Annotated in this window: 13 protein-coding genes and 1 riboswitch; all 13 genes read left to right on the top strand. The window is 71.7% G+C overall.

Features of this window, described 5'->3' with window-relative positions; genetic code table 11:
* Window position 1: 1 nt before the first annotated feature.
* The 13 genes from K2M58_RS12320 to deoD all read left to right on the top strand — a co-directional run bounded on the left by K2M58_RS12320 (window position 2) and on the right by deoD (window position 13,403).
* Window positions 2–862, top strand: a complete 861-nt coding sequence (locus K2M58_RS12320; protein WP_220677778.1) for an MBL fold metallo-hydrolase — start codon at window positions 2–4, stop codon at window positions 860–862.
* Between the two features lie 32 nt (window positions 863–894).
* Entirely contained in the window at window positions 895–2,082 is a 1,188-nt protein-coding gene (locus K2M58_RS12315) for a S1C family serine protease (protein ID WP_220677777.1), read from the top strand.
* Window positions 2,083–2,132: 50 nt separating this feature from the next.
* Entirely contained in the window at window positions 2,133–2,612 is a 480-nt protein-coding gene (locus K2M58_RS12310) for a 23S rRNA (pseudouridine(1915)-N(3))-methyltransferase RlmH (protein WP_220677776.1), read from the top strand.
* Between the two features lie 87 nt (window positions 2,613–2,699).
* Window positions 2,700–3,179, top strand: a complete 480-nt coding sequence (locus tag K2M58_RS12305) for a MerR family transcriptional regulator (protein ID WP_220677775.1) — start codon at window positions 2,700–2,702, stop codon at window positions 3,177–3,179.
* A gap of 36 nt (window positions 3,180–3,215) precedes the next feature.
* Window positions 3,216–4,952: a phospho-sugar mutase gene (locus tag K2M58_RS12300; RefSeq protein ID WP_252393488.1), complete on the top strand. Its 1,737-nt coding sequence runs from the start codon at window positions 3,216–3,218 to the stop codon at window positions 4,950–4,952.
* 69 nt (window positions 4,953–5,021) lie between these two features.
* Window positions 5,022–5,205, top strand: a riboswitch (FMN riboswitch).
* A gap of 184 nt (window positions 5,206–5,389) precedes the next feature.
* Window positions 5,390–6,496, top strand: coding sequence for a bifunctional diaminohydroxyphosphoribosylaminopyrimidine deaminase/5-amino-6-(5-phosphoribosylamino)uracil reductase RibD (gene ribD / locus K2M58_RS12295; RefSeq protein ID WP_220677774.1), 1,107 nt, complete (start codon window positions 5,390–5,392; stop codon window positions 6,494–6,496).
* Window positions 6,497–6,585: 89 nt separating this feature from the next.
* Window positions 6,586–7,230 carry a riboflavin synthase gene (locus K2M58_RS12290; RefSeq protein ID WP_220677773.1) on the top strand — a complete coding sequence of 215 codons (645 nt, stop codon included), beginning with the start codon at window positions 6,586–6,588 and terminating at the stop codon, window positions 7,228–7,230.
* Complete coding sequence (ribB, locus tag K2M58_RS12285; RefSeq protein ID WP_220677772.1) at window positions 7,227–8,501, top strand: 3,4-dihydroxy-2-butanone-4-phosphate synthase; 1,275 nt, start codon at window positions 7,227–7,229, stop codon at window positions 8,499–8,501. The genes K2M58_RS12290 and ribB overlap by 4 nt, the downstream gene beginning before the upstream one ends.
* A gap of 82 nt (window positions 8,502–8,583) precedes the next feature.
* Window positions 8,584–9,093 carry a 6,7-dimethyl-8-ribityllumazine synthase gene (gene ribH / locus K2M58_RS12280; RefSeq protein WP_220677771.1) on the top strand — a complete coding sequence of 170 codons (510 nt, stop codon included), beginning with the start codon at window positions 8,584–8,586 and terminating at the stop codon, window positions 9,091–9,093.
* 44 nt (window positions 9,094–9,137) lie between these two features.
* Window positions 9,138–10,268: a uroporphyrinogen decarboxylase gene (gene hemE, locus K2M58_RS12275; RefSeq protein WP_354667522.1), complete on the top strand. Its 1,131-nt coding sequence runs from the start codon at window positions 9,138–9,140 to the stop codon at window positions 10,266–10,268.
* Complete coding sequence (gene hemH / locus K2M58_RS12270) at window positions 10,265–11,188, top strand: ferrochelatase (protein ID WP_220677770.1); 924 nt, start codon at window positions 10,265–10,267, stop codon at window positions 11,186–11,188. The genes hemE and hemH overlap by 4 nt, the downstream gene beginning before the upstream one ends.
* Window positions 11,185–12,684 carry a protoporphyrinogen oxidase gene (gene hemG / locus K2M58_RS12265; RefSeq protein WP_220677769.1) on the top strand — a complete coding sequence of 500 codons (1,500 nt, stop codon included), beginning with the start codon at window positions 11,185–11,187 and terminating at the stop codon, window positions 12,682–12,684. Before hemH ends, hemG begins: the two co-directional genes overlap by 4 nt.
* On the top strand, window positions 12,681–13,403 hold the full coding sequence (gene deoD, locus K2M58_RS12260) for a purine-nucleoside phosphorylase (RefSeq protein WP_220677768.1): 723 nt from the start codon (window positions 12,681–12,683) through the stop codon (window positions 13,401–13,403). Before hemG ends, deoD begins: the two co-directional genes overlap by 4 nt.
* Window positions 13,404–13,454 lie beyond the last annotated feature (51 nt).

Raw genomic sequence — 13,454 nt, 5'->3', positions numbered from 1 at the left:
GGTGCGTTACAGCATTCTGGCGAGCGGCTCGTCGGGGAACGCGTTTTACCTCGAGGGCGGCGGCATGCGCTTTCTCGTCGACGCCGGCGTGAGCGCCCGGCGGATTCAGGCGGCGCTCGGGGCGTTCGGCGTAACGCTTACGGCTCTGGACGGCATCTGGATCAGCCACGAGCACGACGATCACGTGCGGGGCCTCTGGACGCTCCTCAAGCGGGCGCCGGTGCCGCTCTTTATGAACCCGAAGACGTACGCGGCCCTTTCCCCCCGGCTCGAGGCGCTCCGGGCGGAAGGGGCGGCGTTCCGGCTGCACCTCTTTCCGAGCGGAACCCGGCACCGGTTTCGCGGCCTCGACGTGACGACGTTTTCCGTCTCCCACGACGCCGCCGACCCGATGATGTTTCATTTTGCGGAAGTCGGCGGGCCGTCCCTCGCGCTGGTGACCGATCTCGGCGTCGTGCCGGATCGGGTCAAGGCGGTCATCGAGGGGGCCGATGCGTACGTGTTCGAGGCGAATCACGACGCGGCGCTCCTCTGGGGCGGCCGCTATCCGTGGCCGATCAAGCGGCGGATCGCCAGTCCGGTGGGGCACCTCTCGAACGAGGAGGCGGCCCATGCTCTGGCCGACGTCGTCGGCCCGGCGACGCAGCGGATCCATCTGGCGCACCTGAGCCGGGAAAACAACCGGCCGGATCTGGCCCTTCGGGCGGTGGGGGAGATGCTCGTCCGGCGGGGGCGCCACGCCCGTCCCGAGGCGATCCTCGACGTCGCTCGGCCGGATGTTCCGTCGCCGCTTTTTCCGCTCGAGCGGTCGGGCGTTTGGGCCGGCCGGTTGCCGGCGGGCGAAAACGGGCACACTGGATAAGGCCACCAACGCCAGCAAGGCAGGGATGACCGGTGGATCCTTATCGGGTGTTTGACGACCGGCGCCGCCCCCACCGATCCGGCTTTTGGCCGGTCCTCTTCGGCGCCGCCGTCGGGGCGGCCGTCACGGCGGCCGTCATGGCGGCGGCCCTCGAGCGCCTTCCGGCGCCGGGACCCGCCCCGATGGCGCCGCGGGAGGCGCCGGCGGTTCCGTCCCGAATGCGCGTCGAGGTGACGAGCGCCGTGAGCGACGTCGTCGAGCGGACGGAGGTCGGCGTCGTCGGCGTCGTCAATCTGGCCGAGCAGCCGGGATTCTGGGAGCGGCGGACGGCGCCGCTCCTTCAGGGGACGGGGTCGGGCATCATCTTTGCCGATGACGGCCGCTCGCTCTTCGTCGCGACGAACCATCACGTCATCGAGGGAGCCGGCGCGGTGGAGGTCGTCTTCCCGGACGGCTCCCGCGCTCCGGCGACGGTCCGGGGTGCCGACCGGCTGAGCGACCTCGCGGTGCTCCAGGTGTCTCGGCCGGCCGGACCGTATGCCGTCCTTCCGTTCGGCGACTCCGACCGGCTCCGGGTCGGGGAGCCGGCGATCGCCATCGGCAATCCGCTCGGCCTCGAGTACTCCCGGACGGTGACCGTCGGCGTCATCAGCGCCACCAACCGAAGCATCCCGGTCGACCTCGCCGGCGACGGGCACGTCGACTGGGAGCTGGACGTCGTCCAGACGGACGCGGCGATCAATCCGGGCAACAGCGGCGGCGCGCTCCTCAACATCGCCGGCCAGGTGATCGGCATCTCGAGCGCCAAGATCAGCGAAGTCGGCGTCGAGGGGATCGGTTTCGCCATCCCGTCCAACTTCGCCCGGCCCGTCCTGGAGGCGCTGGCCACGGCCGGGCGGGTGGTGCGCCCTTACCTCGGCATCGGCGTCAAGGACCTTCAGGAATTTTCCTCCGACGACTGGGCGACGACGCTCCGCTTGCCCCGGGGCGTGACGGAGGGGGTCGTCCTCGTCGACGTGGCGCCCGGATCGCCGGCGGCCGGCGCCGGCCTCAAAGAACTCGACGTCATCGTCGCGCTGGACGGGCAGCCGACGCCGACCGGCGCCGTCCTGCGCAAATGGCTGTACACAAAAAAACGCCCCGGCGATGCGGTGCGAATCGCCTTTTTCCGCGACGGCGTCCGCCGGGAGGCGACGGCCGTCCTCGGGACGATGCCGTAGGGCTTCATCCGGCGCGCCGGCCGGCGGCGGGCGGGAGAGAGGAAGCGGGAATGTACCGGTTTTCCGTCGTGGCAGTCGGGCGGCTTCCGGCGCCCCTCCGGGCCGCCGCCGAACACTATCGGCGGCGGCTTTCGCATCTGGCGGCGGTGCGGGAGATCGAGGTGCGGGAGGCGGCCGGTCCATCGCCGGAGACGGCGGCGGAGCGGGAGCGGGTTCGGGCCGACGAAAGCGCCCGGGTGCTCCGGGCGACGCCGAAAGGCGTCTTCCGCGTCCTCGTCGATCCCCGGGGGACGATGCTCACTTCGGAAGCGCTGGCGGCGCATCTCGACCGCTGGGGCATGGCCGGCCGGTCGGACATCGCCTGGCTCATCGGCGGAAGCGAAGGATTTTCCCGGGAAATGCCCGAGGCCGTCGATTTCGTCTGGTCCCTTTCCCCGCTGACGTTCCCCCATCCGTTGGCCCGGGTGATCGTCTACGAGCAGCTGTACCGGGCGCTTAAGATCCTCCGGGGGGAACCGTACCACAAATAGCGAAACGTTTTGGCGCCGGTCAAAAAGGCGCGGGGCGGCCGGCGCCTCGGGGCTGTGCCGCGCGTCTGAAATCGGGGAGGGGAAACCGTGGCCGAGGAAAAAGCGCTTTCGATCGGCGCCCTGGCGGCGCAAACCGGGGTCAGCCGCGACGCGATCCGGCTGTATGAGGCGGAGGGACTCCTCCGGCCGCTCGGCCGAACGCCGGCCGGCTACCGGCAGTTTGCGCCGGAGGCGGTGGATCGGGTGCGGCTCATCCGGACGCTTCAGGCCCTCGGGTTTACGCTCAAAGAGATCGGCCGCTTCATGGCGATCGTCGACCGCGATGCCGCCCGATGCGATCGGATCGGCGACTTCATCCGCGCGAAGCGGGAGGAGGTCGCCCGGAAGATCGCCGCCCTCCGGCAGCTGGAGGCGCTTCTTGCCGATCTCGACCGCCGCTGCCCGCACCTCGACGACCTCTTCGCCTGTCCCGTCGTCGACCACCTCCGGTGGACGGCGGTGGCTCTCGCCGGAGAGGGCGGCCGTTCCGCCGACGCGGCTGGTGCGCGTCCGGGGAATCCGGTATAATTTTCCTGGCATCGCGCTGGACGGGGGGTGAAACGCGTGGACGAAGCACTCCGGGATTTGAGCCGGCGCCGCTACGCGACCTGGTTGGCGGCGCCGCTTTCGCCGGAAGAGCGATCGGAGCTCGAAGGCCTTTCGGAGGCTGACGTCTTCGACCGCTTTTACCGCCACCTCGCCTTCGGCACCGGCGGCATGCGAGGGGAACTCGGCCTGGGGACGAACCGGATGAACGTCTACGTCGTCCGGCGGGCGACCGCCGGGCTCGCGGCGGCGCTCCGGGAACAGGTCGCCGGCCACCGGCCCCGGGTCATCATCGCCTACGACTCCCGCCGGGGGTCCCGGCGGTTTGCCGAGGCGACGGCGGAGGTGCTCGCCGCCTTTGACGTCGAGGCGCTCCTCTTTCCGGAGGTGACGCCGACGCCGGAGCTGTCGTTTGCCGTGCGAGCGCTTGCGGCCGACGCCGGTGTCGTCATCACCGCGAGCCACAATCCGCCGGAGTACAACGGCTACAAGGTCTACGGCCCGGACGGCGTGCAGATCACGCCGGAGGTCGCCGAGCGGATCACCGCCCACATGGCGGCTTACGACGACGTGTTTCGGGTGCCGGTGCGGCCCCTTTCGGAAGCCCGGGCCGCCGGGCTGGTGCGGGACGTCGGCCCGGAGATCGAGGCGGACTACCTGGCGCGGGTTGCCGGCCTCGGCTTCCGGGCACCGGACGATCCGGCGAAGGGGGCCCTGTCGATCGTCTATACGCCGCTTCACGGCGCCGGCGGCCGCCCGGTGCTGGAGGCGCTCCGGCGGGCCGGCTTTGCCCGCGTGCACGTCGTGGCGGCGCAAAAAGAGCCGGACGGCGACTTTCCGACGGTGGCGGTGCCGAATCCGGAGGAGCCGGAGGCGTTCCGTCTCGCCCTGGCGGAGGCGCGGCGCCTCGGCGCCGACCTCGTCCTCGCCACCGATCCGGACGTCGACCGGGTCGGCGCGGCCGTCCGGACGGCGGACGGGGAATACGTCCTCCTAAACGGAAACGCCATCGGGGCGCTCCTTCTCGATTACCTCATCGCCGGCCGCCGCGCCCGGGGGACGCTCCCGGCGGGCGGGGCGGTGATCAAGACGATCGTCACCGGCGACCTCGGCAAAGCGATCGCCGAAGCGAACGGCCTTCGGGTCTACGAAGTGCTCACCGGCTTTAAGTTCATCGGCGCCCTCATCGGCGCGCTCGAACGGGAGGGCGTTCCGTTTATTTTCGGCTACGAGGAAAGTTACGGCTACCTCGCCGGCGACTTCGTCCGGGACAAGGACGCCGTCCAGGCGGCGGTCCTCCTCGCCGAAGCGGCGGCGCATCACAAGGCGGAAGGCCGGACGCTCGTGGGCGCCCTCGCCGCGCTTCATCAAACGTACGGCGCCCACGCCGAGCGGCTCCGGTCCCTCACGTTGAAGGGCGCCGAGGGGGCGGCCCGGATCGGGCGGATGATGGCCGCCCTCCGCTCGGCGCCGCCGAAGGCGCTGGCGGGTCTTCCCGTCGTCGAGATCGAAGATTACCGCGCCGGCGCCGTCTTGGACGCCGCCGGCCGGCCCCTCCGGAAGCTTGCGCTGCCTCAGGCCGACGTGATCAAGGTTCGTCTCGAGGGCGGCGCCTGGGCGGCCGTCCGGCCGAGCGGCACCGAGCCGAAGATCAAGGTGTACGTCGGCGCCGTCGCCCGGGAGCGGGAGGAGGCAGAAGCCCGGGCGGAAGCCCTCGCCGGGGCGCTCGTCGAGCGCCTCGAGGCGGTGCCGTAAGCGCCGGCGCCGCGGGCCGTTGACATCCGAGAGCCCGGCGCGTACAATGGACCCAAAATCGAGGCGTGGCGGTTCCTTCGGGGCAGGGTGAGGCCCGGGCCGAGCCTTTGGCGCGGGCCAATTCCCGACCGGTGGTGATGCCGAAGGCCAAGCCTTCGGACGAGTCCACGAGCGGCCTCCGGCGACTCGGAAGCCGCAGGAGTTTGGTGCGAATCCAACACCGACGGTACAGTCCGGATGGGAGAAGGAAACGGCCACGGCGAAAGCGGGAGCGGCATGGCCGGCGGGCCCGCCGGGCGGGTTTGGCCGGAGATGCCGGGGGACTCGTATTGTCTTGGGACCTGCCCGCCTTGCCCGGCCGACTTCATCCGACCCCGAAGCGCTGTGCTTCGGGGTTTTTTCGTGCGCCGGAGGCCGCCTGAGGAGGAGGGAGGCGCATGTCGGACGAGCGGTGGATGGCGCTTGCGCTGGAGCTCGCCCGGGGGACGCGGGGTCAGACGCACCCCAATCCGCGCGTCGGGGCCGTGATCGTCCGAGACGGCCGCGTCGTCGGCCTCGGGGCCCACCTTCGGCCCGGCGAGGCCCACGCCGAAGTGCAGGCGCTCCGGATGGCCGGGGAGGCGGCCCGAGGGGCGACGATGTACGTGACCCTCGAGCCGTGCAACCACACCGGCCGGACGCCGCCGTGCACGGAGGCGATCATCGCCGCCGGTCTCAAGCGGGTCGTCGTGGCGGTAGAGGATCCGGATCCCCGGGTGCGCGGCGCCGGCATCGCCCGGCTTCAGGCCGCCGGCCTTGAGGTCGAGGTCGGGCTTTTTCGGGAAACGGCGGAAGCGATCAACGCCCCGTATCTCACCGGACAGGCGCTCGGCCGGCCGTACGTCTGGCTGAAGCTCGCCATGACGCTCGACGGCCGCATCGCCGCCGCCGACGGGCGGAGCCGGTGGATCACCGGCGAGGCGAGCCGGCGCCGGGTGCACGAGCTTCGGAGCGAAGCCGATGCCGTTCTCGTCGGGAGCGGCACCGTTTTGGCCGACGACCCCGACCTTTCGGCCCGCCTTCCGGGCGCCCGGCAGCCGCTCAAAGTCGTTCTCGACGGCCGGCTTCGCACGCCACCGGAGGCGCGGCTTTTTTCCCGCGGCGAGGTGCTCATCGTCACGACGCCGGAGGCCGACGAGGCCAAAAAGGCGGCGCTTCGGGCCCGGGGCGCCGAGATCGTCACCGGCCCCCGGGACGTGGCCTTTGCCCTGCAGGTCCTGTTCGAGCGGGGCATCCGCCTCGTCCTCGTCGAGGGCGGGGCGACGGTCGCCGGGGCCTTCTGGGCGGCCCGGGCGGTCGATCGCGTCAGCCTGTTCGTGGCGCCGAAAATCCTGGGCGCCGGGCTTCCGACCCTCGCCGGGCCGCCGGTCCCTCTCGAAGCGGCGGTGCCGCTTGAGGCGCTGGAAGTCGAGCGGCTCGGCGAAGATCTCGTCATCACCGGTCGGCCGCGGTTTATGCAGGCTTCATCCGGTCGCACGGAAGAAGCGGCGAGGCGCCGCCTATGAAAAGAGGCCGGCGGCGAAGACGGGCGTCGTCGCGAAAAGCGGGCCGGCGGAGGGTCGGCCGCCGCTTCGGCCGGGAAGGAGACGGAGCGATGTTTACGGGGTTGATCGAAGCGATCGGGACGATTCGGGCGGTCGAACCGAAGCCCGCCGGCGGGCGGAGGCTTCTCCTTGAACTTCCGGAACGCCTGGAGCTTCACGTCGGCGATTCCCTCGCCGTCGACGGCGTCTGCCTGACGGCCGTCGACGTCCGGGGGACGCGCGTGGCCGTCGACGTCGTTTTGGCGACGGAACGGGCGACGACCTTGGGCGAGGCGGCGCCGGGGCGGCGGGTCAACGTCGAGCGGGCGCTTTCCGCCGGCGGCCGGTTCGGCGGCCATTTTGTCACCGGACACGTCGACGGCATCGGCACGATCCTCGCCGTCCGTCCGGAGGCGGGCCCGGGGGCCGGGACCGAGGTCTGGATCGAAGCGCCGGCGGCGGTCACGCCGTACCTCGTCCCGAAGGGGAGCATCGCCGTCGACGGCGTGTCGCTCACGATCCAGGCGGTCGAGGGGACGGCGTTTCAGGTGGCCCTCATCCCGCACACCTCGGCGGCGACGACCCTGGGGGAAAAGGGCGTCGGCGCGCCGGTGAACCTGGAGGCCGATCTCATCGCGAAGCTGGTCGTCCGGGCCCTCGAGCCGTACGGGCGGTTTTTCGGCCGGCCGGACGGCGCCGGAGGGATCGGGCGATGAGCGAAGGGGCGACCTTTTCCGCGGTCGAAGCGAAGGTGGAGGCGGCGCTTAAGCGCCTCCGCGCCGGCGGCCTCGTCATCGTCGTCGACGACGAAGGGCGAGAAAACGAAGGCGATCTCGTCGGCCTTGCCGAGCGGGCGACGCCGGAGATGGTCAACTTCATGATCACCGAAGGGCGGGGGCTCGTCTGCGCGCCGATGGCGCCGGAGGTCGCCGATCGGCTGGCGCTTCCCCCGATGGTGCCCGAAGCGGCGGAGACGGATCCGTTCGGGACGGCTTTCACCGTCTCCGTCGACGCCCGGGAATCGACGACGGGCATTTCCGCCCATGAACGGGCGGCGACGCTCCGGGCGCTCGCCCGGCCCGACGCCGGGCCGGACGACTTCCTCCGGCCGGGGCACATCTTCCCCCTGCGGGCCCGGCCCGGCGGCGTCCTGGCCCGCCGGGGCCATACGGAAGCGGCGGTCGACCTCGCCCGGCTCGCGGGCGCCGCCCCGGTCGGCGTCATCTGTGAGATTCTGGACGAAGACGGCCGCCCGGCCCGGGGGGCGGCGCTGGAGGCGTTTGCCCGCCGGCACGGCCTCATGGTCCTCTCGGTGGAAGACGTCGTCCGCTACCGGCGGCGGGTCGACCCGCTGATCGAGCGGGTCGGCGAGGCGAAGCTCCCGACGGAAGCCGGCGATTTTCGCATCATCGTCTACCGGGAGCGGGCAAGCGGCGCAGAACACGTCGCCCTTGTCCCGGATGCGGGGGGCGAGCGCCCCGGCGCGACGCCGGACGCCGAAGCGGCCGGCTTGGGCGGGGCGGAAGGCATCGATCCGCCGCTCGTCCGGATCCACTCGGAATGCCTGACCGGCGATGCGTTCGGCTCGCTCCGGTGCGACTGCGGACCGCAGCTTCAGGCGGCCCTCGAGCGGGTGGCCGCCCCCGGCCGCGGGGCGGTCCTCTACCTCCGGCAGGAGGGGCGGGGGATCGGCCTCGGGAACAAAATCCGGGCGTACGCCCTTCAGGACGCGGGCCTCGATACCGTCGAGGCGAACCACCAGCTCGGCTTTCCGGCCGACGCCCGGGACTATGCCGTCGCGGCGGAGATGCTCGTGGACCTCGGCATGACGGAGATCGCGCTGCTTTCGAATAATCCGGCGAAGATCCGAGGGCTTCAAGCCCTCGGCATCGCCGTCGTCCGGCGGGAGCCCCTCGTCGTCGCGCCGGGGCCCCACAACCGCCGCTACCTGGAGACGAAGCGCCTTCGCCTCGGCCATTGGCTCTAGGCCGGAGAAAGGCGGCCGGCATGCGCCGCCTGCAGCGGCCGGCCGCCTAAGGCGACGCGAGGTTTCGGAGAGGGGGAGTTTGGTGCGGACGTTTGAAGGCGACTACGACGCCCGGGAGCTCAGCTTCGGCATCGCCGTAAGCCGCTTCAACGGCCTCATCACCGAAGCGCTTTTAAGCGGGGCCTTGGGCGCCCTTCGGCGGCACGGCGCCGATCCGGATCGCATCGACGTCGTCTGGGTACCGGGGGCGTTTGAACTTCCGTGGGCGATCGGCATGCTCGCCCGCTCCGGGCGCTACGACGCCCTCATCGCCCTCGGGGCCGTCGTCCGCGGCGCGACGGCCCACTTTGATTATGTCGCCGGCGGGGCGGCCTCCGGCATCCAGAACGTCATCGCCGCCACCGGCGTGCCGGTCGCTTTCGGGGTGCTCACGACGGATACGCTGGAGCAGGCGTTCGAGCGGGCCGGGACGAAGGCGGGAAACGCCGGCGAACGGGCGGCGATGACGGCGATCGAACTCGCCTCGCTCCGCCGGAAGCTCGGGACGGGGCAACTTTTGGCGCCGGGCGGACAAAACGGCGTTGAAACGTGATAAGATAAGGGGCGGACGGAGAAAGGAGCGACGGGCCGATTGCGATGAACGATCGCTTTCTCCGGGCCGCCCGGAAGGTGCCGGTCGACCGGACGCCGGTCTGGTTCATGCGCCAGGCCGGGCGGTACGACCCGGAGTATCACGCCTTGAAAGGCCGCCTTTCGTTCAAGGACATCGCCCGCCTTCCGGAGGTGGCGGCGGAGATCACCGCCCTTCCGGTGAAAAAGCTCGGCGTCGACGCCGCCATCCTCTACGCCGACATCATGACGCCGGTCGAAGGCGTGGGCCTTTCGTACGACATCGTCGCCGGCGTGGGCCCGGTCGTCGAGCGGCCGATCCGCTCCACCGAGGACGTCCGGGCCCTCGGCGCCTTTGATCCGGCGGCGGTCGCCGGCGTGTTCGAGGCGATCCGGCTCGTCAAACGATCGCTTTCCGTGCCCCTGATCGGCTTTGCCGGCGGGCCGTTTACGCTGGCGAGCTACCTCATCGAGGGGCGTCCGACCCGGACGTACCGGGAGACGAAGCGGCTCATGCTGCGGGCCCCGGACGTGTGGACCGAGCTCATGGAAGCGCTCACCGCCATGACCGTCCGCTACCTCGAGGCGCAGCTCGACGCCGGCGCCGATGCGGTGCAGCTGTTTGATTCCTGGGCCGGGCACCTGGCGCCGGTCGACTACGAGCGGTATGCGCTGCCGTACGTCCGGCGCATCTTTCAGGCTCTGGCGGGCCGGCCGGCGGTGAAGATCTATTTTCCCGGCGTCGCCTCCGGCGAGCTTTTGCCGCTTCTCCGCTCGCTTGCGATCGACGTCGTCGGCGTCGACTGGCGGGTGCCCCTGGCCGAGGCCAATCGCCGCCTGGACGGCCGGTTTGCCCTGCAGGGGAACTACGATCCCCTCTGGCTGGAGGCGCCGCCGGACGTCCGTCGGGCCTACGCCCGGACGGTCGTCGACGCGGGCCTTCAGGCGCCGGGGTTTATCTTCAACCTCGGCCACGGCCTCTACCCCGAGGCGGAGCTCGAGGCGGTGCGGGACCTCGTCGCCACCGTCCAGGAATATTCGGCCGAGCGCCTCGCCGGCCGGCGGGTCGGCGAAGGTTCGGCGGCCGGCGGACCGCCGGCGGTCGGGGGGCCTTCGGCCGGAGCCGGGGATGGGCCGGAGCGAGGTGAAGCGCGGTGAAGGAGCCGATCGGCGTGCTCGTCATGGCCTACGGCACGCCCCGGAGCTTTGCGGAAATCGAAGCGTACTACACCCACATCCGCCGCGGCCGCCGACCGTCGGAGGCGGAGCTTCACGATCTCGAACGCCGCTACCGGGCGATCGGCGGCACGTTTCCTCTCCGGGAAAACACCGAACGGCAGGTTCGGGCGCTCACGGACGTCCTGGAAGCCCGCCGTCCGGGGGAGATGGTCGTCCGGCTCGGCCTCAAGCACGCCCCGCCGTTCATCGAAGACGGCGTCGAGGCCCTTCGGGCCGCCGGCGTGCGGCGGGTTGTCGGCCTGGTGCTCGCCCCGCATTATTCGGCTCTGTCGGTCGGCGAGTACTTCGCCCGCGCCCAAAAGGCGGCCGACGCCGCCGGACTTGCCGCCCGCTTTATCGAGCGCTACGGCGACGATCCGGCCCTCATCGCCCTCTTCCGGGATCGGGTAGTCGAGGCGCTCCGGGCCTTTCCGCCGGCGTCGAAGGTGAAGGTCGTCTTTTCCGCCCACAGCCTGCCGGCGCGCGTCCGGGCGATGAATGACCCGTACGAGGCGGAACTCCTCGCGACGAGCCGGCTCGTCGCCGACGCCGCCGGCGTCGCCGACTGGACGTTTGCCTTCCAGAGCGCCGGGCAGACGCCGGAGCCGTGGCTCGGGCCGGACATCCTGGAGGTGCTGCCGGCCCTTCGGGCCGAAGGCTACGGGGGCGTCCTCGTCGCTCCGATCGGGTTTGTGACGGAACACCTCGAAATCCTCTACGACCTCGACATCGAGGCCCGGGCCGAAGGGGAGCGGCTCGGCCTCGACGTCCGGCGCATTCGGATGCCGGACGATGATCCGCGCTTCATCGGCCTTCTCGCCGATCGGATCGAGGCCGCGCTCAGGGCGTGGGAGGCGTGACGCGGGTCGTCGTCGTCGGCGGCGGGCTCGCCGGCCTCGCGGCGGCGTACGCCCTGTCGCCGGCTGCCGGCGCGCCGTGGCGCCTTCCGGCCGAGCGGTTGCCGGAGGTCGTCGTCGTCGAGCGCTCGCCGCGGTTCGGCGGCAAGATCGACACCGTCCGCCGGGACGGCTACGTCATCGAGCGGGGACCGGATTCGTTCCTTGCCCGGAAGCCGGCCGCCCGGCGGCTCGTCGCCGCCCTCGGCTTGGACGGCGAGGCGGTCGGCACCGGGCCCGAGGGCCGCGGGGCGTACGTCTTCTTCCGCGGCCGTCTGCACCCGCTCCCGGAAGGAATGGCGACGGGCATCCCGACCCGGCTCGGGCCGCTCGTCCGGACGGGCCTCCTGAGCCTTCGGGGAAAGGCCCGGGCGGCCCTCGAGCTTTTTCTCCCCCGGGGCCCGGCCGGCGATGAGGCCCTCGGCGCCTTTTTGACCCGCCGCTTTGGCCGGGAGGTGACGGATCGCCTCGCCGGCCCGCTCCTTTCCGGCATCTACGCCGGAGACGTGGACCGGCTGAGCGTCCTGGCGACGTTTCCGCACCTGAAGGCCCTCGAAGCCCGCCACGGGAGCCTGCTCCGGGCGATGCTCGCCGGGCCCCGGGAGCGGCCGCCGGCGATCGATCCCCCGTGGCCGGAGGCGGTCCAAAGCTCGACGTTCGTGAGCTTCCGGCGCGGCCTTTTGACCGTCGTCGAGGCGCTGACGACCGCCCTCGCCGCCGGGGGCGCCCGCCTCATCGCCGGCCGCGGCGCCGTGGCGATCCGGAAGGAGGGGTCGGCGTACGCCGTCGCCCTGGAGGGCGGCGAGGCGATCCGGGCCGAGGCGGTCATCTTGGCGGTGCCGGCGGCGGCGGCCCGGGCGCTTTTGGGGCCGGCGGGAGAGGCGTTTTTGCCCCTCGAAGCGGGGACGCCGTACGCCTCGGTGGCGAACGTCGCCGTCTGGACCGAAGCGGCCGCCCTCTCGGCGCTCCCGCCGGGGTCGGGGTTTGTCGTCGCCCGGGACGGGCGGCCGGCGATCACCGCCGTGACCTGGACGACGCGCAAGTGGCCCCATACGACGCCGCCGGGCGGGGCGCTTTTTCGCGTCTACTTCGGCGACGCCACGACCGACGTCGCCGAGCGGCTCACCGATGCCGAGCTCGAGGCGGCGGCGCTTTCGTTTCTCCAGGAGACGTCCGGCGTCCGCCGGCCCCCGGCGGGCGTCCTCGTCAGCCGGTGGCGGGCGGCGATGCCGGCGTACGGCGTCGGCCACCGGGAGCGCCTCTCGGCGCTCCGGGCGGCCCTCGAAAGGACGCTTCCCGGCATCTTCGTCGCCGGGAGCGCTTATGACGGCGTCGGGCTCCCCGACGTCGCCGAAAGCGGTCGCCGGGCGGCGGAGGCGGCGCTTGATTACCTTCAAGGGGGCGGCGCTCCGGCGCCAGGCGCCGGCGGGCCGCCGGAGGGAAAGGAGGCAGGGGCTTGAGCATTCACATCGGGGCCGAGCCCGGGGCGATCGCGCCGAACGTGCTGCTCCCCGGCGATCCCCTCCGGGCGAAGATGATCGCCGAGACGTACCTCGAAGGCGCCGTTCAGTACAGCCGGGTGCGGAACATGTTCGGCTACACCGGGACGTACAAGGGGGTGCCGGTGTCGGTCCAAGGGACGGGCATGGGAATGCCGTCCATCTCGATCTACGTCCACGAGCTTCTCCGCGACTACGGCGCCCGGCGCCTCATCCGCGTCGGCACGTGCGGGGCGCTCCAGCCGGAGCTCAAGCTCCGGGACGTCGTCCTCGCCATCGGCGCGGCGACGGACTCGCAGATGAACCGGCTCCGGTTTTACGGGATCGATTACGCCCCGACGGCCGACTTCCGGCTGCTTCAGACGGCGGATGCCGCGGCCCGCGCTCTCGGCGTGCCGGTGAAGATCGGCAACGTCTTTACGACCGACAGCTTCTACGCCGACGACGACCGGCCGCTTCAGGCGCTCATCGCCTACGGCACGCTGGCGGTGGAGATGGAGACGGCGGCCCTCTACACCCTCGCCCACAAGTTCCGGGCCCAGGCGCTTTCGGTCCTCACGGTGAGCGATCATCTCGTCACCCGGGAGGAGACGACGGCCGAAGAACGGGAACGGACGTTTCGGCAGATGGTCGAGATCGCTCTCGAGGCGCTCGTGGCCGAAGCGGCCCGGGAGGGATGACGCCCGGCGGCGGCGCGGGACGACGGATCGGCGCCGGTCGATCCATCTTGC

The sequence above is a fragment of the Hydrogenibacillus sp. N12 genome (genome assembly GCF_019645935.1).
GTDB lineage: Bacteria > Bacillota > Bacilli > Thermicanales > DSM-22653 > Hydrogenibacillus > Hydrogenibacillus schlegelii.
This window is presented reverse-complemented; position numbering and strand designations above follow the sequence as displayed.

Bases quoted from the DNA above. Each gene is read 5' to 3' on its own strand.
- hemE (WP_354667522.1), top strand. From the start codon at position 9,138: ATGAACGATCGCTTTCTCCGGGCCGCCCGGAAGGTGCCGGTCGACCGG.
- K2M58_RS12290 (WP_220677773.1), top strand. From the start codon at position 6,586: ATGTTTACGGGGTTGATCGAAGCGATCGGGACGATTCGGGCGGTCGAA.
- ribB (WP_220677772.1), top strand. From the start codon at position 7,227: ATGAGCGAAGGGGCGACCTTTTCCGCGGTCGAAGCGAAGGTGGAGGCG.
- ribD (WP_220677774.1), top strand. From the start codon at position 5,390: ATGTCGGACGAGCGGTGGATGGCGCTTGCGCTGGAGCTCGCCCGGGGG.
- K2M58_RS12310 (WP_220677776.1), top strand. From the start codon at position 2,133: ATGTACCGGTTTTCCGTCGTGGCAGTCGGGCGGCTTCCGGCGCCCCTC.